Origin of the sequence: Bradyrhizobium sp. ORS 111, assembly GCF_045571485.1 — a bacterium.
Classification (GTDB): domain Bacteria; phylum Pseudomonadota; class Alphaproteobacteria; order Rhizobiales; family Xanthobacteraceae; genus Bradyrhizobium.
In genome coordinates this window covers 3,806,919-3,826,504 of the sequence record NZ_CP120701.1, presented here as the reverse complement: position 1 = coordinate 3,826,504, position 19,586 = coordinate 3,806,919, and the positions used below count along the sequence as shown (strand labels likewise).

Annotated in this window: 17 protein-coding genes; 7 read left to right on the top strand and 10 right to left on the bottom strand. The window is 64.7% G+C overall.

Going from position 1 to position 19,586, the window contains the following annotated elements:
* Positions 1-6 precede the first annotated feature (6 nt).
* From P6U30_RS17830 to P6U30_RS17815, 4 genes are all read right to left on the bottom strand, one after another.
* Positions 7-504, bottom strand: a complete 498-nt coding sequence (locus P6U30_RS17830; protein WP_407170478.1) for a TlpA family protein disulfide reductase — start codon at positions 502-504, stop codon at positions 7-9.
* Positions 501-1,742, bottom strand: coding sequence for an exo-alpha-sialidase (locus P6U30_RS17825; RefSeq protein ID WP_407170188.1), 1,242 nt, complete (start codon positions 1,740-1,742; stop codon positions 501-503). The genes P6U30_RS17830 and P6U30_RS17825 overlap by 4 nt, the downstream gene beginning before the upstream one ends.
* Complete coding sequence (locus tag P6U30_RS17820) at positions 1,739-4,138, bottom strand: TonB-dependent receptor family protein (protein ID WP_407170187.1); 2,400 nt, start codon at positions 4,136-4,138, stop codon at positions 1,739-1,741. Before P6U30_RS17820 ends, P6U30_RS17825 begins: the two co-directional genes overlap by 4 nt.
* Positions 4,139-4,223: 85 nt before the next feature.
* Positions 4,224-4,595 (bottom strand): DUF2946 domain-containing protein, encoded by a 372-nt coding sequence (locus tag P6U30_RS17815; RefSeq protein ID WP_407170186.1) that lies wholly within the window; start codon positions 4,593-4,595, stop codon positions 4,224-4,226.
* Between the two features lie 455 nt (positions 4,596-5,050).
* Between P6U30_RS17815 and P6U30_RS17810 the strand changes: the two genes are divergently transcribed.
* The 6 genes from P6U30_RS17810 (at position 5,051) to P6U30_RS17785 (ending at position 10,806) form a co-directional block, all read left to right on the top strand.
* Positions 5,051-5,458, top strand: coding sequence for a globin (locus P6U30_RS17810; protein ID WP_407170185.1), 408 nt, complete (start codon positions 5,051-5,053; stop codon positions 5,456-5,458).
* Positions 5,459-5,577: 119 nt separating this feature from the next.
* Positions 5,578-6,600 (top strand): sugar ABC transporter substrate-binding protein, encoded by a 1,023-nt coding sequence (locus tag P6U30_RS17805; protein WP_407170184.1) that lies wholly within the window; start codon positions 5,578-5,580, stop codon positions 6,598-6,600.
* Between the two features lie 9 nt (positions 6,601-6,609).
* Complete coding sequence (locus tag P6U30_RS17800; protein ID WP_407170183.1) at positions 6,610-8,112, top strand: sugar ABC transporter ATP-binding protein; 1,503 nt, start codon at positions 6,610-6,612, stop codon at positions 8,110-8,112.
* A 12-nt stretch (positions 8,113-8,124) separates the two neighbouring features.
* Positions 8,125-9,159 (top strand): ABC transporter permease, encoded by a 1,035-nt coding sequence (locus P6U30_RS17795; RefSeq protein WP_407170182.1) that lies wholly within the window; start codon positions 8,125-8,127, stop codon positions 9,157-9,159.
* Between the two features lie 403 nt (positions 9,160-9,562).
* Positions 9,563-10,426: an IS4 family transposase gene (locus P6U30_RS17790; RefSeq protein WP_407170181.1), complete on the top strand. Its 864-nt coding sequence runs from the start codon at positions 9,563-9,565 to the stop codon at positions 10,424-10,426.
* Positions 10,321-10,806 (top strand): transposase, encoded by a 486-nt coding sequence (locus tag P6U30_RS17785; RefSeq protein ID WP_407170180.1) that lies wholly within the window; start codon positions 10,321-10,323, stop codon positions 10,804-10,806. Before P6U30_RS17790 ends, P6U30_RS17785 begins: the two co-directional genes overlap by 106 nt.
* Before the next feature lie 251 nt (positions 10,807-11,057).
* On the opposite strand, the gene P6U30_RS17780 is transcribed toward P6U30_RS17785, so the two are convergent.
* On the bottom strand, positions 11,058-13,985 hold the full coding sequence (locus P6U30_RS17780) for an autotransporter domain-containing protein (RefSeq protein ID WP_407170179.1): 2,928 nt from the start codon (positions 13,983-13,985) through the stop codon (positions 11,058-11,060).
* A gap of 9 nt (positions 13,986-13,994) precedes the next feature.
* On the opposite strand from P6U30_RS17780, the gene P6U30_RS17775 reads away from it, so the two are divergent.
* A complete protein-coding gene (locus P6U30_RS17775; RefSeq protein WP_407170178.1) occupies positions 13,995-14,435 on the top strand; it encodes a hypothetical protein in 441 nt (146 codons plus the stop codon).
* A 386-nt stretch (positions 14,436-14,821) separates the two neighbouring features.
* On the opposite strand, the gene mtnK is transcribed toward P6U30_RS17775, so the two are convergent.
* From mtnK to P6U30_RS17750, 5 genes are all read right to left on the bottom strand, one after another.
* Entirely contained in the window at positions 14,822-16,126 is a 1,305-nt protein-coding gene (gene mtnK, locus P6U30_RS17770; RefSeq protein ID WP_407170177.1) for an S-methyl-5-thioribose kinase, read from the bottom strand.
* Positions 16,127-16,202: 76 nt separating this feature from the next.
* Positions 16,203-16,487 (bottom strand): DUF1467 family protein, encoded by a 285-nt coding sequence (locus P6U30_RS17765; RefSeq protein WP_407152286.1) that lies wholly within the window; start codon positions 16,485-16,487, stop codon positions 16,203-16,205.
* A gap of 6 nt (positions 16,488-16,493) precedes the next feature.
* Positions 16,494-16,898 (bottom strand): methylmalonyl-CoA epimerase, encoded by a 405-nt coding sequence (gene mce / locus P6U30_RS17760; protein ID WP_407152285.1) that lies wholly within the window; start codon positions 16,896-16,898, stop codon positions 16,494-16,496.
* 186 nt (positions 16,899-17,084) lie between these two features.
* Entirely contained in the window at positions 17,085-18,758 is a 1,674-nt protein-coding gene (locus P6U30_RS17755; protein WP_407170176.1) for a ribonuclease J, read from the bottom strand.
* The gene (locus tag P6U30_RS17750; RefSeq protein ID WP_407170477.1) at positions 18,758-19,561 is read right to left on the bottom strand and encodes a biotin--[acetyl-CoA-carboxylase] ligase; all 804 of its coding nucleotides are present in this window, start codon (positions 19,559-19,561) and stop codon (positions 18,758-18,760) included. The genes P6U30_RS17755 and P6U30_RS17750 overlap by 1 nt, the downstream gene beginning before the upstream one ends.
* Positions 19,562-19,586: the final 25 nt, after the last annotated feature.

The window sequence follows — 19,586 nt, the reverse complement described above, 5'->3', positions numbered from 1 at the left end:
GGCTTGCTAGTGAATTGCTGTGGCCTGCGCATCAGACCATCGCTGCAGATCGGCGATCTCCGCCGATCCTTCGATCGTCGTAATCGACCCGTCGCGCGCGACGAGCATCGTACGCGGGATGTCGCCCTGCCAGGCAGGGTCGATCTCAAACCTCAGTCGATCGGCGAAGCCATCATTGAAGAGCCAGTTCTCCGCCGACGAGAGCCCTGCCCGAGCCAACATCGATCGCGTCGCCTCCGGAAGGTTGGGAACCAGATCCGCGCTGATGGTGACGACGTCGATTGCCGGATGATCCTTCATGAACTGGCCGAGTTGCGGGAGTTCGACCTTGCACGGTCCGCAGGTCACGCCCCAGAAATGCACAAGCGTGGGACGTCCCGCATGGTCATGCAGCAATTTCTGCCAGCTTCCGCGTTCGAACGGCCGCAGCACGCCTTCCTCCGAAGCCGATCCGGACTGCAGTGTGATCACAATAATGAGCGACGCAAGCAGATGACGCTTCATGGTTCGCCCTCGATTGCCTGAAAGTGATAGCCGTCGGCCTTGGTCATCCACGACAGGTAGGTCCGTTGTCCGTCCGAGACGAGCAGCGGATGGTCCGAACTGTCGGAGGTGCCGGCGATTGTCCTCGGGTTCGACCAGGTCGCACCATCATCACGCGACGTCATCAAATTGACTGACGTCTTTTGCCCGTCGAATTCCTTCCACACCATTACCAACCCGTGCGGCCCGGAGATGATCTGGGGACGCGACGGGCTCCGGTTCGGCTGACCGACCGGCAGCGGGTTCGAGAATGTCTTCCCGCCGTCGCGCGACTGGGCGTAGAACAGTCCCTTGCGTGCCTTGCCGTTGGTGTACCATGTCACGTGGTAGGTGCCTTCAGGCGAAATGGTCAGGCTGGGACCGTGATGCGGGCATGCTGCGATCTGCCAGTCGTCGCGGCTGACCCGGTGCACCTCTCCGGGCGTCGCCAGATCGGTGAACGTCACGATCGCATGATCCCGCACCCCGCCTTCAAAGATATTTCGGAACACAACGACCGGATGGCCCGCGCCATCGAATGCAAGCCCGAGACGACAGCACTCGCAAGTATTGTCCGCGGCCAACCGGGCCGCGGAATAGCTCGCACCAGCATCACCTGAGGTCGCAAAGAACAACCCGGCACCGTCGTACTTCTGGCCGCTCTGCTGCGCCGGCACACGATTGCGCTTGTCGAGCCAGGCAACGAACACCGTGCCACTGGGATCGATGCCGATCGCCTCGAATCGCTGGCTTTCCTTATTCCCTGTGATCGGCCTCGGCGGAGCAAAACTCCGGCCGCCGTCGGTCGATCGCGTGGTGAGCACCTCGCCGTTGAACGCCTGATCGCGGAAGATCGAAAAGGCCAACGCGATGTTGCCCTTCGCGTCGATCGCGAGCTTGGGTCGCGCATCGGGCCCCCAATCCAGATTAAGCCGCTCCTGTGTCACTTGAACAGGCGCAGAGAAGCTCCTGCCGTGATCTTTGGAATTCGCTACCGAAATCTGGCCGCCGGCCATCCAGACGAGCCACAACGTCCCGTCCCGGCCAAAGGCGGGAGTGACCTTCGTCGCGCAACGCAGCGTGGTCTCCTCGCACGCGGCTTCGGAGCCGTGCTGATGGCTCATCTGCGCAACAGCGAGGCCCGGCGAGGCCGCAAGGATGAGCGCCGTCAAGGCCGCCCGGATCGTGGGTTTGCCAAATGTCACGGATGCGCTCCTCATTTGAACGCGATCTTCATGCCCGCCACGAAGGCGCGCGGCGACCCGGCATAGATCGAGCCGGTGGTGTTCGCCAATATACTCGCGGGATTTTGAACGCCTGCTGGAGTCACTGAGTTCGCAATGTTGTTCGCCGAAGCCACGTAGGTCCGATCGAAGACGTTCCGCACTTCGACATACAGGTTGAGCGCCTTGAAGTAATCGGAGACGAGATCGGTCCTGTAATGGAGGTTCAGATTGACCAGCTCGTAGCCGGGCGCCTTCAGCAGGTTCGCATTGTCCATGTAGAAGGCATCCTTCCATTGGACTTCGACGAACCCACCGAGCCCTTGCAACGGACCGGAGAACTGGTCGTAGCCGAGCCGAGCCGTTAGCTCATTGGGCGAAATGCCGGGAATCTTGTTGCCGGCGCGGTTGAAGCTGAACACCGCACCGTTGGTGATATTTTCCGTGTATTCGGTGTAGACCTCGTCGAGATAGGTGTAGGCCGCGGAGAGCCGCCAGCCGGGCAGGAATTTCCAGTCCGCAGCCAGTTCGACGCCACGATGCTCGGATCGCGGCGCATTAAAGGTATAGGTGATCCCTGCGAGCGGCGTCGCTTGCGAAACGAGTTCGTCCTTGAAGAATTCGTAGAAACCCGTGACGCTCAGCTTGAGCGCATTGTTCGGCGTCCAGTCCGCCCCGATATCGTATCCGAGGTTCTTCTGAGTCCGAAGCTGGGTGTTGTTGCCCGAGGAGCCGTCCGGAAGCACGAAGAGGTTGCTGACCTGCGGCGTGCCATATCCGGTCGCCACCCGGCCGCGAAATTGCCACTCGCTATTCAGCCTGTAGAGCAGCGCAAGCTCGGGCGCGGTATTCTGGAATTGTCGATCTGCGGTGGTGATCGCTGTAGTGGTGGCCCCGGCAGGACCAGTATAGGTGTAGGCAGTGTTTCGACCGGTCAGATTGGTGGTCTCCCAGCCGATGCCGGCGATCGCCGTCAAAGCAGGCGTGAGCTTCAGCTCCTCGCGCGCACGAAGACCATAGTTCGTCGTGTCGCTGAACAGGTTACTGGACAACCTTCCGAGCGTAGCGTTGCCGCCCGGCATCACGTTGCGGGTATCGCTTGAGGCCGAGAGCGTATTGTAGAAGCCGCCGAAATAGGCGGTCGACTCCATCCCGAATATCTCACCACGTCTGACGACATCGCTCATGTAGTTGTAGGACGGGAAGTCCCCGATCGCGCTCGTCGATCCCGTCGGCTGGTTGATGTTACGGTCATCGAAGACGAATTGGTTGCGCCAGGTCGTCTGGTTGTCGAAATCGTGCTCCCAGCGAGCACCAACGATGGTGCGACGATCGTCGCGTCCGAGACCGGCCTGGAGGGCGGTTTCCTTGTCGGTTCCTGCTGCCGAATTGAACCCGTTGTTGAACAACGTGACGGTCCCGCATCCCGGTGCGGCGGTGGCTCCGGTCGTGCATCCCTGCTGGAACGGATTCTGGTAGAACTGATTGAGCGACGACCGGATCGGCAGGCGCGCTGTCAGATCGTTGTTGATGAGCTTCACCGTAAAGCGGTCGTCAGGCGTCGCCTGCAAGGTGCCGAGGAAATTGACGGTCTGGGTGTTGAACCAGCTGTTGCCGATAAAGCCGTCGCCGCGCGCGTCACTTGCGAACAGTGAACCTTCGAAGCTGCCGATCTTCTTGCCGGCGGCGAAATAGTTATTGAGGTATCCGAAGCTGCCCCCGTCGACGCCATACTCGACGCCGTCGATCGAGGCACCCGGCCGGGTCCGGAAATTCAGTGCGCCGCCGGTCGCGTAGTTGCCATAGAGTGCCGACGAAGGCCCGCGGATCACGTCGATGGCGCCATAGGCGTGCGGATCGATCAGATCGCTGCGGGACAGGCCGTCCGGCTGCGTGACCGGGAACCCGTCGTCGAAGATCACCAGGTTCCGGATGCCGAAGCCATTCCGTGCATTCGATCCGCGAATCGAGATGCCGAAATCGCGGGGCCCGTTGCCCTGCTTGATCGAGATGCCCGGGCTATCCCGCAGCACGTCCGCGACCGAGAACGACGGACGATCGTCGAACTGGCTGCGGTCGATCGTGGTTTGCGTTTGGCCGGCGGGCGCCCGATTCAGGCTTTCGCGCGCCGCGAGCGGCGTCCCCCCCTGCCGCGGCGAGGTAGCCGCCACAGCCCTCGCTCCCGGCGGCTGCGCTGGTCTCGGGGCGGACACGGTACGCGCCCTCCGCTTCGGCGCTGCCGGCTTGGCCCGCGCCGCCGGATTGGGTGCCTCGACAGTAACCGGCGGCAGCGCGACAGCCGGCGTCTCGGCCCCCGCCAGAGATGGAGTCGCGGACAGCGCGGAGCTCAGTGCGAGCACGCTCATGCCACCGCGGGCATGATGACGAAACATGGATGAATCCCGACGCCGGCGGATGGGCCGGTCTGCTCAAGGGCAATTCACCGGCGCGCAGGACGCACCGGCTGCGAAAATGTCGTCAGGAAGGAAATGGTGGAGCGCGCGCCTGGGCGTGCGAGCCGGCGCCGGACCTAACGACGTCGGACGCGAAATCGTGCCAGGCGACTTGGCTCGCCGCACGTTCGACGGGCGACGCCGATGCTTGCGGGGTATCGATCGGGGCCCCGGTCTGCAGCACGCTGCACACCGCGCAACAGCCGTCATGGGCGTGCTGACTGCTCTGGTCGCTCTGCCCCGCTCCGGAGCCCGGGTCAGCGTGGCAGATGCCGGCAGCGGCCAGCGGGTCGGACGCGGCGAGGCTCACCGCCCAGCAGGCCCCGATCGGTGCGAAAATCTGCACCAGCAGGGCAACCAGGACTATGGGCAGGAAATTCTTAAGCCGCCGGCGCATCGCGAAACCCATCCGGAAAGGAACTAACCACCACGGACCCTGGAAGTCGAGACACCGCACGGCCTCAGTCTATTCCGGCGGCACGAAATCGCGCCCCGTGTCGATCGCGCCACAGACAGCGCCGGCCGCCATATCCCCTTACCCGGTCGCGCGTTTTCGAGCTCATTCTGCAACCGACAGTGGCATCATCCCAATCATTTCGCAAATTGCTCGAATTTTGAACATTCGTTGCCGAAAATGGTGACAAGCCTGGAAAGATGGTCTACCAATTCGGCCCTAGGCCAGCCGCAAGGTTAGTCTTGGTGGTCCAAGTCTCGGGAGGAGCCCGGCGCGCAGAAGCAGCGTCACCCCATCAATCAAGATCAAATCGTATTTTTGGGGCAATAGGGTCGACACAATTTTTGGAGCAGGGCTCGGAGCCCTGCTCTTTTTTTGTGTGATGATCGCAACCGGCAATGACCTCATCAACGAACCCGATCGAACACAGCTTCGAGCTCGCCGCCGCGGCCTGCGATGATCTCACGCCGCTGGTCTATCGCCGCCTGTTTCGCGAACACCCCGAGGCGCAGGTGATGTTTCGCAGCGAAGGCAGCGAGCCGGTGAAGGGCTCGATGCTGTCGCTCACGATCGAGGCTCTCCTCGACTTTGCCGGCGAGCGCACCGGACATTTCCGGCTGATCGAATGCGAGGTGTCCTCGCATGATGCCTACGGTACGCCGCGCGACCTGTTCGTCGCATTCTTCGGCGTGATTGCCGCAACCCTGCGCGAGCTTCTCGGCGAGCAATGGTCTGACGAGATCGATGCTGCGTGGCACAAGCTGCTCTGCGACCTCGAGGCCATCGTTCGGCAGCAGCCGGATTAGCAACATCGCGTCACCGCGAGGGCGTAGCGTCGCCGTTCCGATTGTGACACACTCGCTTTATCCGCGGCGCGTGCAACTGATGCCGACGGCCAGAAAAATGAAAGAGGGAGCAAACACCAATGCCAGGGATGGATAAAACTCCGACGACACGACGCGATCTTCTGCAGATGGCGGCAGCCGGTGGAGCGGCAGCCGCATTGTTCGGTGGAATGGGCGTCAACCCGGCGCTTGCCGCCGAGATGGGCCGCTCGGAAAAGCCGCTGAAGGCCGCATTCTCCAACGCCGGATTGCAGGCGACGTGGTGCGCGCAGGGCAAGAAGGCGGCCGAGTTCTGGGGCAAGCTGTTCAACGTCGACGTCACATGGTTCGACGGCCAGCTCGACGCCGTCAAGCAACGCGCCGCGATCGACAATATGGCATCGCAGAAATGGGATTTCGTCGCGATCCAGGCCTTCGGCATCGGCACCCTCACCCAGCCCGTGCAGAAGATGATCGACGCCGGCATTCCCGTGATCGACATGGACACGCTGATTGCTCCTCTCGATCAAATCAACGTCCACTCGTTCCTTGCCCCCGACAACGAATTCATGGGCGCTTCGGTGACGCAAGCGCTGTGCAACGCGATCGGCGGCAAGGGCAAGATGATCATGACCCAGGGCGCGCTCGGGCACACCGGTGCGCAGGGCCGCGCCAAGGGCTTCAACTCGGTGGTCAAGCAATTCCCGAACATCGAGGTGCTGGACACCCAGCCCGCCGACTGGGACGTCTCCAAGACTGCCCGCCTCTGGGAAACCTATCTGACCAAGTACCCGCAGATCGATGCGGCTTTCTTCCACAATGACGACATGGCGCTCGCCGCCTACAACATCATGAAGGCGCATAACCGCACCAACATCCTGATCGGCGGCGTCGACGCTATGCCGCCGGCAATCCAGGCGGTCAGCGAAGGCCGCATGTTCGCGACCGTCCGCAATCCATCCTGCCGCATCCATGGCGGCGCCATCATCGCGGGCGTCGCTGCCGTCGTCAGCGGCGAGAAGAGCGGCCAGGGCATCCCGAAGAATGTGGTGACCGACGGCCCGGTGGTGACCAAGGCCAACGCCCCCGGCATGCAATGGATGGAGGACCACTTCCTGATCTGAGCGGCCCTCATGTCGCAGGGACGTTCCCCGATCCTCGAGTTGAACCAGATCACAAAGGCCTTCGGCGGTGTCGAAGCCCTTCGTGGGGTCGACTTTTCGCTCTATGCCGGCGAGATCCATGGCCTCGTCGGCGAAAACGGCGCCGGGAAAAGCACGCTGATGAAGATCATCGCCGGCGTGCATCCGGAGTTCTCCGGCCGCTTCATGCTCGATGGCAAGGAGACCCGCTTCCACTCGGCCCGCGACGCGCACGCAGCCGGCATCGCTATGGTGCATCAGGAGCTCAGCGTTGCGCCCGACCTGACGGTGGCCGAGAACGTCTTCCTCGGCAACCAGCCGACCAACCGGCTCGGGCTGGTGCAATGGCGGCGGATGGCGCGCGAGGCCGGCGAGCAGCTCGCCCGCTTCGGCATCGACGTCGATCCGATGAGCCGGCTCGGCGACCTCCCGATCGGCCTGCAACAGCTCATCGAGATCGCCCGCGTGCTGTTCTCCGGCGCGCGCATCGTCATCCTGGACGAGCCGACCTCGGCGCTTTCCCCGCCCGAGGTCGAGCGTCTGTTTGCGACGCTGCGCAGGCTGCGCGACGAGGGCACCAGCATCGTCTTCATCTCGCATTTCATCGAAGACATCCTGCGTGTCTCCGACACCGTGACCGTGTTCCGGAATGGACGGAAAGTTGCGGAGACCGCCTCCGCCAGCACCAGCAAGGGCGCCCTGATCGAGGCCATGATCGGCCGCGGCGGCGAAGTGCTGGAGCACAGCTACACCGACGACCTGATGCTGCCACAATCGGGCGCCGGTTCGGTGGTCCTGAAGGTCGACCAGCTCTCGCTCGGCCGCAGCCTCCAGGACGTCTCGTTCGAGGCCCGCGCCGGCGAGGTGCTCGGAATCTACGGCTTCATGGGTTGCGGCCAGTTGGAGCTGTCGCGCATCCTGTTCGGCAAGCTGCGGCCGGACGGCGGAACGCTGGCGGTCGACGGCGCCGCCAGGACATTCCACAGCACCGCAGCGGCACGGCGTGCCGGTGTCGCGCTGGTGCCAGAAAGCCGGCGCGCGATGCTGTTCCACCAGGAGCCGGTCTACAAGAACGTCTCGATCAGCATTCTCGACCGGATCTCCGCCCTGCTGCTCAAGCCGGTCCGCGAGCGCGCGATCGCGCAGCGCCAGGTCGAGCAATTGCAGATCCGGCCGCCGGTCGTGGGGCTCGACCTCGGCATGCTCTCCGGCGGCAACCAGCAGAAGGTGGCGCTGGCAAAATGGCTGACCTACCCGCCTCGCCTTTTGGTGTTGTGCGAACCGACCCGCGGCATGGACGTCGGCGCCAAAAACGACGTGATCAACATCGTCCGCGACCTCAGAGCCAAGGGGCTCGCGATCATCGTGCTGTCGACGGAGCCGGAGACGGTGCTGTCGCTGGCCGACCGGATCCTGGTCCTGAAGCGCGGCACGGTGGTGCGAGAATTCGCCGGCGAGGCGGTGAGCAAGGACCGCCTGTTGGAAGCGGCGTGATGGGGATACATGATGACAAGCAGTGACAGCGCGACAGCGCGAGCGGATCACCAGCGGTCGCGCGGGCTGGCGCCCTTCCTGCGCTCGCAGATGCGCAACATCGCGCCGTTCCTGACGCTGATCTTTCTCAGCGCCTTCTTTGCCATCGCGAGCCCATCGTTTGCGACGCTCGACAATGTCGGCAACATCCTCACGCAAGTCTCGGTGACCGGCATCATCGCGGTCGGCCTCACCTTCGTGATCCTGTGCGCCGAGATCGACCTCTCGATCGCCAGCATCGCCAACGTGACCGGCATCGCGGTCGCCTACTTCACGCTGCAGGAGTCCTACGTCAACATCGCCAACGTTCCGATGCCCGGCTGGGCCGCGATCCTGCTGGCGTTGGCGCTGTGCGCGTTGCTCGGCGTCGTCAACGCACTGGGGCTGACCATGATCGGCATCCCCTCCTTCATCATGACACTGGCGATGATGCAGATCGCGGCCGGCGTCTCCGCGCTGCTGGTGCGCGGCCAGATCGCCTACAAGGTGCCGGACCTGATCACGACGCTCGGCTCCGGTTCGATCGGCGGCATTCCCTGGATCGTGATCGTTGCCGCCGTGATGCTGCTCGGCGGCCATCTGGTGCTGACCTACACGCGGTTCGGCCGCTACGTCTATATGGTCGGTGGCAATCGCGAGGCCGCGGAGTTTTCCGGCCTCAACGTCAAGCTGATCCTCGGCAGCGTGATGGTGATCTCGGCGGTCTGCTCGGGGATCGGCGGCATGCTCGGGGTGGCGCATTTCGGCAGCGCGCAGCAGAACGAGTTCGACACCTATCTCTTGGATTCGATCGCGGCCGTGGTGGTCGGCGGCACCAGCCTGTTCGGCGGTCGCGGCGGCATCGGCAACACCATCGTCGGCCTGTTCGTGCTCGGCGTGCTCAACAATGGCCTCGACCATGTCAATATCGACAGCTTCCTGAAGATCCTGATCCGCGGCCTGATCCTGCTCGCCGCGCTGATCATCAACGTCTATGCGCAGCGGCTGCGCGAGCGGGCGGCGGAGTAGCCTGGCCGAAGCCAGCTCGGCATGACGACAATAGGTCAGGGCACGGCTCTTTCCAGTTGTCGTCCCTGCGAAAGCAGGGACCCATACTCCGCAGCGGGCCTTGTGGACGGACTCGTCGTTCCAGCTTCGCCTAACAATGACCCTTTGTGATTATGGGTCCCTGCTTTCGCACTAGGGCATCTACACATCTTTGGGGCGCGACAGATTGACTCGGGACGGCATGATGTGCGGTCGCCGCAGCGACTTGTATGATTCTCTGTCTGGCGTTTTGATTCGAAGGAGCGCCAGAGATGCAGCAGGAACCGGATTTGTCCCTTGGCAAGTTTGGAGACGTTCGCCTTGATAAAAGGGGGCGGCGCTTCTCCGGGCTGTGCTTTGCACGCGCAACGTCTGTTTGCGCCAGATGGCGCAGGGCGACTGGGCTGCGAACATGGCGTTCTGGCGGTTTGTGAACAATCCACGGGTCACGACCGACAAGCTGGTTGAAGGCTGGAGCCTGCAGACGTCAGCCGCGGTCAGCGGGCGACATGTGCTGGCAATCCAAGATACCAGCGAGATCAAGTTCCACACCCGTCCGGGACATCGGCGCGGCTTGGGCAAGGTCGGCAAAGGCAACGCGCGTGGCGTGCTGCTGCATGCCATGATGGCAGTCGATGCCGACAGCGGGGTCTGTCTCGGGCTCACTGGCGGCAAGGTGTGGACGCGCAAGCGCACGGCGAAGATCGCTCACGAGAAGCGAGCCTTGGCCGACAAGGAGTCGGCGCGCTGGGTGACGACCGCTGAGCAAGGCCGCGATGTTCTGGCCGCAGCTGGTATGATCACCGTCGTCAACGACCGCGAGGGAGATTTCTTCGCCCACTGGGCGCTGACGCCCGCTGACAATGTCCACCTTCTGTCGCGCGCCATGCACGACCATGCGCTGGTCGATGGCGGCACGCTTTATCAGGCAGTCGGGCGGGCCGGCTTCTGCGGCAAGGCGGTGATCGATCTGCCGCAGCGGATGGATCGCAGCGCTCGCCAGGCCCACCTCTCCATGTGCTTTGGAACCGTTGTGCTCAAACGGCCGCAGCGCCCCGGCGTGAAAGACTTGGCGGAGGGCGTCAAAGTCAGCTTCGTCGAAGTCGTCGAGTTGCACCCCCCGAAGGGCGCCCAGCCCATTCATTGGTTGCTCCTGACCACCCATCCGGTCGCCACCGCCGCCGATGCCTGGCGGATCGTCTCTGGTACAAGCAGCGCTGGATCATCGAGCAGCTCTTCCGCTCGCTGAAGAGCCAGGGTCTGCGCATCGAGGATAGTCAGCTCGACAGCGCTGAAGGCCTGATCAAACTGGTGGCGATCGCCACCAGAGTGGCATGTCTCGTCATCCAGCTTGTCCAAGCCCGCAATGGCGGTGAAGAATTGCCGGCCGAATTTGTGTTCACGCCGGACGAGATCGACGCGCTCAAGGCCATCAATAAAACCCTGAAAGGCCGCACCGAGCTCCAGAAGAACCACCATCGCCCCAACACTGTCGCCTGGGCGGCGTGGATCATCGCAAAGCTCGGCGGATGGACCGGCTACGCCTCGCATCGCCCACCTGGACCAATCACCTTCCACATCGGGATGGCTCGCTTCCAAATCCTCGTATACGGCACCGCAAACGTGTAGATGCCATAGTGCTTTCGCAGGGACGACACTGAATGTGTTGCACGGCTGGTGAGTCAAACTTCCGCATTCTCGCGACATGATTGTCCGAGCTTTGCATTTCGTTCTGCCCTCTCACTTCGTAGAGGGCGCAGGGAAAGCCGGGTGCCGATCGCACCCATGGGCCCGGGTGCAATAACACTCCGGCTTTCCCTGCGCGATGGGTTACGGCTTATACGTGCTTGCCCCGGCGAGACTGGGCGTGGCGGCTCTGCCTACCAGGTGTAACGCAGCGTGCCTTTGCCGGCGTAGCTCTGCGTCACGTTCGAGAACTCGCCTTCGAAGGTCGCGGCGGCCGACCAGCCGTTGATCCACTTCATCTCGGCGGATGCGGTGGCGAGCGCGGAGTCGAACGCTTGCGCGGCGCCGTTGACGACGAAGCTCGCGCCCGGCAGCGTCTGGAAGGTCGCGGCGATCGAGCGGTCCGGATTGAAATCATGCGCCCAGGCGGCGCGGCCGCGCAGCGTCAGGATGCCGTCCTGCATCACGAAGGACCTGTCGGCGCGCAGGCCGAGCTCGCTGCGGCTGTCGGTGACACTCTTGGCGTTGTAAGCCAGTGCAAAGGCGCTCGCGCCGGAGACAGCCGTCTCCGCGTAGCCCGGCAACTCAAAGCTGGTGAACTGGCCTGCGGCGTAAGGCGTGATCCCGATGCCGCCCGCCCATGGCAACACGAAGCGGTAGCCGCCCTCGATGCGGCCGGACCAGGCGTTGGCGTTGAACTCCGCGCGCAGATGATCGACGCCCGCGATCGTCACGAAGCGATCGGTGGTGATATCCTGCCAGCCATAGGCGAGCGCGGCGGTGAGATAGGTCGGGCCGTTGGTGTGGCGGACGTATGCACCGGCCTGGAACAGGTCGGAGCGGCCGGTGCCGAGACCGTTGACGCTGAAATTGGTGCCGCCACCGGCGAGCGCAAAACCCGCCAGCGTGTTCGGCGAGATCAGGTAATCGACGCCGACCGCCGTTCCATAGATGCGGCTCGCCGCGTTGTTCGAACCGGTCGCGGCATTGCCGTCGGTCGATTGCGAGCCGCCGAAGCCGGAGACCCAGACACTCCAGCGCGGCTCGACCGGCAGGCGCGACGGCGCCTTGGTGACCATCGCGAAGGCATCGGTCCGCCGGCTCGCCGCCGCATAGGCATCTTCCGCATAACCGGTGGCGCCGCCCGCGGAGCCGTTGCCTCCGTTGCGCGCCATGAAGGGGTCAGTCAGCAACCCGACAAACAGGTTCATCGCATCGAACGTTGTCTGCTGGGAGCCGGTTGCGAGCTCGCCGGAGGCTTGCGTCAGCCCTGCCGGCGTGAGCGCACCGAAGACCAGCGGAATCGTACCGACGCTGGCGAAGGAATTGGAGAGCGCGTTTCCAACGGCCTGCTGATTGGCGTTCAATCCGCCGGGGATGGTGAGGCCGGTGAAGTTCAGCACCAAATTGAGGAAAGCGTGGTTACCGTCGTAGCTGAGGGAGGAGCTGAATCCCGCAGGCAGATTGGTATTGACCGGGCCGGCGAAGGTCCCGCTGACGCCGCCGCTCGCCGTCAGGATGGAGTATTGCTTCGCGACGTAGCTGCCATTGGCGAAGATCGCATTGACGGTCGCCCCGCCGAGCGCCGCCGTGCCGGTGACGTTGGCAAAGGACGCGGTTGCCGGATTGAGATTGACCACGTACAGCGCGCCGGACTGAAAGGCTAGATTGCCGGCGATCGTCATCGACGACCCCGGCGTGGCATTGCCGGGCGCGAGCGTCGCGCCGGAGCCAATGCTCACCGTGTTCGGAGGATCGACAAGACCGGTGCCGGTCAAAGTGCCGCCGGCGCTGACGTTGACCGCTGAGGAGCTTGTAATCGCGCCATCGACCTGCAGCACGCCGCCATTGATGTTGGTCGCGCCCGTATAGCTGCTGCTGCCAGTGAGAACCAGCATGCCCGCGCCGCTCTTGGTCAGCCCGCCGCTCCCGGAGATACTGCCGGAAAACGTGGTGCTGGTGCCGTCGCCGCCGGTCGTCAATGTCGCCGAACCGAGCGCGACTGCGCCGGCGCCGGCCAGCGAACCGACGGTCTGGTTGAAGCTGTTGAGATCGAGCACCGCTCCGCTCGCCACCGTAAAGGCACTGCCGGCTGAGAAGCTATTGGCCGCGCCCGCCTGCAGCCTGCCGGCGTTGACGGCCGTCGCTCCCTGATAGGTGCTGGAGCCGGCGAGAACCAGCGTACCTGCGCCGCTTTTGGTGAGGGAGCCCTGGCCCGAGATCGTGCCACCGAGTATCAGGTCGGCATCGGTCTGGAACGTGCCGCCGCCGGAGTTCAGCGCGACATCGCGCGTGGTCGAGATGGCGGAAGTCGTCTGCAAGACGCCGCCATTGAAGCTCAGCTTTCCCGAGACGCTGCCGAGAGCCCCGTCCGATGAGATCGACAAGACGCCCTGGTCGATGCTCCACGGCGTGAGGGCTGCCGTCGAACCCACAAGCGTCCAGGTGCTGGCGCCGGTCTTCCGGAACACGCCGAAACCCTGATAGAGCGAACCGAGCTGCGATACGTCGAAAGTGGCGTCGGTCGCGCCGCCGAGCCGCAACGTATCGGCGCTGCTGAAGGCGACAACGTTGCCGGCGAAGCTCGCGCCTGCCTGAATCTCCAGGATATTGGTGCCGCCGGTGAAGACGACTGCATTGGCCTGGGCGCCGGCGCCGAGATTGCCACGTCCGCCGGAGATCGTGCCGCTGTTGATCACGGTAAGATCGGCTCCCGAAATACCGATCCCGCCTGCACCCGCCGCACCGGACGCGCCGTTTTCAATACCGCTGCCGCCCAGACCGCCAATACTGCCATGGCCACCGCGGATCACACCGGCGTTGATCAACACGGCATGCGAAGCGACGTCGAGGACGCCCACACCGCCGGCTCCGCCGTTGCCACCAATGCCGCCTCTGCCGCTGCCATTGGCTCCGAGCCCGCCGACACCGCCCAGACCTCCTTGGATGGTGCCGGTGTTGGTGAAGACGATCCCCGAACCGCCGAGCTTGAGGCCGGCCCCGCCATCGCCGCCATTGCCGCCGTTGCCACCTGTAGCAGCGCCTGTGCCGCCAGAGCCGCCCGCTCCGCCAACGCCGCCCGTGAGCGCCGAGCCGTTCGAACTCGCGGCGGTTCCGGTCACAACCAGGGCATGCCCACCGGATCCGCCGCCACCGCCACCACCGCCGTCGGCGCCAGGACCGCCGTTCGAGTTACCGCCGGCGCCGCCAGACTGGCCTACGCCTCCGACGATCGGCGCAGCGTTGTCGATTTGAGAGATCGATTGTGTATTGGCACCCCCGGCGCCCCCCGCGCCGCCGTCGCCGCCCACTGCGCCAAGCGAGCCAAAAATATCTCCATGTCCGCCCAGTCCACCGGGCGCCCCTCCGGCACCGCCGCCACCACCACCTCCACCTCCGCTGGCGGTGCTGGCGGCCGCATCCGAGCCAGCGTCTCCCGCCACGCCATCCGTCCCGCCCGCGCCGCCTATGCCGACGCCGACAGGAGAACCGTGATGGGCGTCGCCGCCCCGACCGCCATCAGCGAGCGCCGGCCCGACCGGCAAGCAACAGAACTGGGTGACCAGGACTAACGATGCTGCACCCGCCGACATCGACGTGAGGCCGCGCCCGAAGGACTGTCCCATTTGCCCACCCGCTCATTCCGCCGGCGGTACCTCCTGCTCCAGCACATGCGCGCAGCACGCTGGAAGGATCGAGCCCGCCGTTGCAGCATCGCGCCTTGACGATGCGGCCCCATTCACGCTGCATCACTACGCGTTCGGGGTCAGACCAGGCAAGAAAGTAAGCGCCGTTCGGCGACTGTCGTTCAGCGAGTGTGTCCTGCAAACACCACTCGTGCGGGCCGGCGCGCAATATGGTTGCGTTGAACCGCCTCGCGCTTCCCATTGTCCCGGGATGCCGCGAGAACAGTTTCGGATTCTTCGGAAGCGGCCCTCCGGATGTTTCGGAGGGCCAGCTATCCCGCAAACTCCGGCTGCCAGTTGCGTACCTCCCGGGCCGCCGCGGTGACTGCGCCAATCGTCGTGAACGACGGCGTCTCCAGCATCATGTTGCGTGCGAGCCTGAGGGCGCGCGCCTCACAGATCGCGCGCTGCTTCTCGTCTGCGATCCACTCGAAATCGATATTGTGCGCGAGGCCAAGGATGCGGCGGATGGTCTTGGCTGCCGCGAAGCCAACTGTGTCCTGGAATAGCCGCGCAATGTAAGCCTGCCGCTCCGCCTCCAGCCGCGCGGCGCCCGCCTCGCCTGCGAACAGCGATGCCGGATAACCGTCACCCTTGGCGTCGTTGCGCCACAGCACAAGGAATTTCCGGGCAAACTCGGTCCAGACGCCCTCGATCGTCTGCAATAGCCAGGCCTCGAACGAGGCGCGCTCGCCGGCCGAACGTTCGTGCCCGGCCGAGGCCAGGTAGGCCATCAGGAGATTGCCGATGACGGCGCCGAGATCGAAACCCATCGGGCCGTAGAAAGCGAATTCGGGATCGATCACCCGCGTTTCCTGCTCGGTGACCATGATCGAGCCGGTGTGCAGGTCGCCATGGATCAGCGCCTCGGGGCTCGCCATGAACTTCAGCTTGAGCCGCGAGATCGCGACATGCAGGTCGAGATCGTTGCGGAAGGCAGCCGCGGTCGCATCGAGGTAGGGCGCGGTCCAGCGGTTCTGCTCGGCGATACGGTAGGGATCGGTGAAGATCAGATCCTCGGTGATCTTGCAGAGCGCGTGGTTGCCGGCAAACGCCGCGATCCCCTCCTTCTTCTCGGCGGCCGACAGCGCAAGGTCGGACGAAAAGAACAGAGTCTGGGCGAGGAAGGTCGAGATGTCCTCGACAAAGCGTGGGTAGCGCGTGGCGCCAACCAAGCCCTTGCGCATGATGATATGCGGCTCGAGCAACTCCATTGCGGTGAGCGCCAGCGGGCCGTCGTGATGCAGCACCGACGGTACCAGCTTCGGCGCTAGCCGCGCCTGATGCACCAGCGCCAGATGTTCGTAATGGGCGCGGGAGAGCGGCAGCGGCCAGCTCTCACCGACCAGGCGCACATACGGCAGGGCCTGCTTGACAGCGATGCCGCCGCTCGTCCCCTTGACGATGAAGACGAGGTTCAGATTGCCGTCGCCGACCTCGCTGATCGACCAATCGGCCGGCGCTCCGCCGAGGTGCGCGACGATCGCGGGCAGGCCTGCGAGATAACCGCGCAGATCGGCCTCGCGCAGGATTCGATATTGGCTCTGCCCGGAGCCTGGTTGTGCCTGCAGGTTCATCGTGGTCGCCTCCTCCGGAATGTCGCAGGGCGAAGTTGATCCTCGCTCCCGCTTCGGCCGATCCGGCCTTTTCCTGTCAGTTGTGGAACGCGGGCATCCCCATCAGGCTCGACAGCCGCTCGATCGAGAGATAGCCGGCGTAATAGGCCCACATCCCGATCGTGAAGATCACGGCCGAGAGCAGCGTGGTCCAGAGCAGCTTGCGCCCCATCCGCGCCAGCACCGGCGCGCCGGGATCGGTGCCGGGCGCAGCAATGCCGTCCTCATGCTGACTGCGCACGCCGAACGGCAGCGTCAGGAACAGCACGACCCACCAAAGGACGAAGTAGATCGCAAGCCCCGTGGAGATCTGGTACGCCATGCGGTCTCAGGCCTGTTCGATCTCGACCAAGGCGCCGGAGAAGTCCTTGGGGTGGAAGAACAACACCGGCTTGCCGTGGGCGCCGATCTTCGGCTGGCCGTCGCCGAGCACGCGCGCGCCTTCGGCGACCAGGCGGTCGCGGGCGGCGATGATGTCGGGCACGTCGTAGCAGACGTGGTGGATGCCGCCGTCGGCATTGCGCTCGACGAACTTCGCGATCGGCGAGGCCTCGCCCAGCGGCTCGATGAACTCGATCTTGGTGTTCGGCAGCGTCACGAACACGGTGATCACGCCGTGCTCCGGCAGCGGCACGGCGTCGGAAATCTCGGCATTGAACGCCGTGCCATAGATCTTCGCCGCCTTCTTGGCGTCCTTGACCGCAATCGCAACGTGATTGAGCCGGCCCAGCATGCTTCTCTCCCTTTGTACTCGCGCGCTACGGCAGCGAATTCGCTTCGCCTCTCCCCGACGGGGAGAAGTCGATTTGCGCAGCAAATCGGATGAGGGCCGCAGCCACACGAGAGACCGTTATCCCTCATCCGGCGCTACGCGCCGACCTCTCCCAAGGAAGAGGTATCCCCCCGTTGCCGCTCCAACTCAACCGACCGTCAGAACGTGCACAAGGCAGATCGGCTTCTTGCCCCATTGCTCGTTCAGCAACGCCCGCACCGCACGGCGCACCGATTCCGCAAGCGCATCCGGATCGCGTCGCCGCGGCCGCGGCAAGCCCTCGATCGTCGATACCACGACATCGAACACGATGTCGTCGAGCATTTCGCCCGCGGCATTCTTCTCCGGCATGCCGACGAGATCAACCTCGGGGTCGTCGGCAAGCTCGCCCTGCTCGGTCATCGCGATGGCAACGAAGGCGCAGCCGGCAAATCCCATTCGCCGCCGCTCCACCACCGCGCGCGACTTCGAGTCCTCCAGGATGCTCCCGTCCTTGTAGAGCCGTCCGGCTGGGACTTCGCCAATGATGCCGGGATCGCCGGGGCCGAGCTTGACCATATCGCCGTTGCGGCAGGTCAGGACCTTCGGGACGCCCGCGGCGCGCGCCAGCTTGGCATGCTCGGCCAGATGCAGGGCCTCGCCGTGCACGGGGATCAACAGTTGCGGCCGCACCCAGGAGATCATGTCGCGCAGTTCGTCGCGGCGCGGATGGCCGGAGACGTGCACCAGGTGGTCGCGGTCGGTAATGATCTCCACGCCCTGCTCGACCAGCCCGTTGATGATGCTGCCGACCGCCTTCTCGTTGCCGGGGATGGTGCGGGAGGAGAAGATCACGGTGTCGCCCTTGTTCAGGGTGATCTGCGGATGATCGTCATTGGCGATCCGCGCCAGCGCCGCGCGTGGCTCGCCCTGGCTGCCAGTGCACAACGCCAGCACCTTGTCCGGCGGAAAATGGCCATAGACCTCGGTGCTGCGGAAATTCTGCACGCCGTCGAGATAGCCGCATTCGCGCGCCACCTGCACCGCCCGCTCCATGGCGCGGCCGACCACGACGACTTCGCGCTCGGCAGCCTTGGCGGCATCGGCGACCGCTTTCATGCGCGCGACGTTGGAGGCGAAGGTGGTGACGGCCACCCGCCCCTTGGCCGCTCCAACCAGTTTCTTGATGGTGGCGGCAACCTCGGTCTCAGATGGCGACCGCCCGTCGCGCACGGCATTGGTGGAATCGCCGACCAGCGCCAGCACGCCCTCATCGCCCAGTTCGCGCAGCCGCCGCTCGTCGGTCGGCAGCCCGATGATCGGGGTCGGGTCGATCTTCCAGTCGCCGGTGTGCAAGACGGTACCGACCTCGGTCTTGATCGCGAGCGCATGCGATTCCGGAATCGAATGCGCGACCGGGATGAACTCGACATTGAACGGACCGATGTCGACCCGGCCGCCTGACGGGATCACCGTGATGGGAATCCTCGGCGGATTGCGCTCGGCGGCACATTTGGCCTCGAACAGCGCCGCGCTGAACTGCGTCGCGTAGATCCTGCAGCCGAGCCTCGGCCAGAGATCGATGATGGCGCCGAAATGGTCCTCATGGGCGTGCGTGAGCACCAGGCCCATCAGATTGTTGCGCTCCTTCTCCAGGAAGCGGATGTCCGGCATGATCAGGTCGATGCCGGGCAGATGCTCCTCGTCGCCGAAGGAGACGCCGAGATCGACCGCGAGGAAGGATCGCTGATGCCGGTTGCCGAGGCCGTAGATCGACAGGTTCATGCCGATCTCGCCGACGCCGCCAAGCGGCGCAAAGGTCAGTTCGTCCGGGCGCGCCATCAGTTCGCCCTCACCGAGGCCGCGGTGCCGAAATAGACCTCGCCGGCAGTCACGGGCCTGCGCTGACCGTCGGCAGTGCGGACGATCAGGCAGCCGGTATCGTCGATGGTGTCGAAAATGCCCTCGAGCGCCGCGGTCCCGGTCTGGACCGCGACCTTGCCGCCGAGGCCGGCGGCGCGCTCCAGCCACAGCCGGCGGATCTCGGCAAAGCCCCTGCCGTTGTCCCAGATGCCGCAAAACTCGACCCAGGCGTCCGACAGCGCTGCGAACAGCTCCTCGGCACCGATCTGGACGCCGAGCGCCGCCAGCGATACAGCCGGTGTCGGGGTGCCCTCGGGCGCGGCCACCACGTTGGTGCCGATTCCGACGACGACGGCGAGGCGATCGCCGAGGCCTTCGGCCTCCAGCAGGATGCCCGACAGTTTCTTGCCGTCCGCCAGCACGTCGTTCGGCCATTTCAGGGTGTATGCCGGGCTCCGCCCGAGCCGCAGCGTCGCCTCGATGCTGACCTTTTGCAGCGCCGCCTCCAGCGACAGTCCGGCGGCGAAGCCCAGTGTCGCCGCGATCGCGGGCTGGACGTCCATCACCTCGAGGACACTGCTGGCGAGATTGCCGCGCGGCGCGACCCAGGCACGCTGGCGCCGGCCGCGTCCCGCGGTCTGCTCGGGCGTCACGAACCACATCGGCCCGCGCTCGCCGTCGCGGGCTCGAGCAAGCGCCTCGGCGTTGGTCGAGCCGATCCGATCGAAGGCGGCGAGCTTGTAGCCCGCCGCAATGGCCCGGGGTCCGAGCGTGAAGGTCATCTTGAAGTCTTGCACATGATCATCT

Excerpts from the sequence above, each read along its gene's own strand:
- P6U30_RS17825 (WP_407170188.1), bottom strand. The coding sequence starts at position 1,742 with ATGAGGAGCGCATCCGTGACATTTGGCAAACCCACGATCCGGGCGGCC.
- mce (WP_407152285.1), bottom strand. The coding sequence starts at position 16,898 with ATGCTGGGCCGGCTCAATCACGTTGCGATTGCGGTCAAGGACGCCAAG.
- P6U30_RS17790 (WP_407170181.1), top strand. The coding sequence starts at position 9,563 with ATGGCGCAGGGCGACTGGGCTGCGAACATGGCGTTCTGGCGGTTTGTG.
- mtnK (WP_407170177.1), bottom strand. The coding sequence starts at position 16,126 with ATGAACCTGCAGGCACAACCAGGCTCCGGGCAGAGCCAATATCGAATC.
- P6U30_RS17750 (WP_407170477.1), bottom strand. The coding sequence starts at position 19,561 with ATGACCTTCACGCTCGGACCCCGGGCCATTGCGGCGGGCTACAAGCTC.
- P6U30_RS17805 (WP_407170184.1), top strand. The coding sequence starts at position 5,578 with ATGCCAGGGATGGATAAAACTCCGACGACACGACGCGATCTTCTGCAG.
- P6U30_RS17795 (WP_407170182.1), top strand. The coding sequence starts at position 8,125 with ATGACAAGCAGTGACAGCGCGACAGCGCGAGCGGATCACCAGCGGTCG.
- P6U30_RS17755 (WP_407170176.1), bottom strand. The coding sequence starts at position 18,758 with ATGGCGCGCCCGGACGAACTGACCTTTGCGCCGCTTGGCGGCGTCGGC.
- P6U30_RS17815 (WP_407170186.1), bottom strand. The coding sequence starts at position 4,595 with ATGCGCCGGCGGCTTAAGAATTTCCTGCCCATAGTCCTGGTTGCCCTG.
- P6U30_RS17830 (WP_407170478.1), bottom strand. The coding sequence starts at position 504 with ATGAAGCGTCATCTGCTTGCGTCGCTCATTATTGTGATCACACTGCAG.
- P6U30_RS17765 (WP_407152286.1), bottom strand. The coding sequence starts at position 16,487 with ATGGCGTACCAGATCTCCACGGGGCTTGCGATCTACTTCGTCCTTTGG.
- P6U30_RS17800 (WP_407170183.1), top strand. The coding sequence starts at position 6,610 with ATGTCGCAGGGACGTTCCCCGATCCTCGAGTTGAACCAGATCACAAAG.
- P6U30_RS17810 (WP_407170185.1), top strand. The coding sequence starts at position 5,051 with ATGACCTCATCAACGAACCCGATCGAACACAGCTTCGAGCTCGCCGCC.
- P6U30_RS17775 (WP_407170178.1), top strand. The coding sequence starts at position 13,995 with ATGCCCACCGGATCCGCCGCCACCGCCACCACCGCCGTCGGCGCCAGG.
- P6U30_RS17820 (WP_407170187.1), bottom strand. The coding sequence starts at position 4,138 with ATGTTTCGTCATCATGCCCGCGGTGGCATGAGCGTGCTCGCACTGAGC.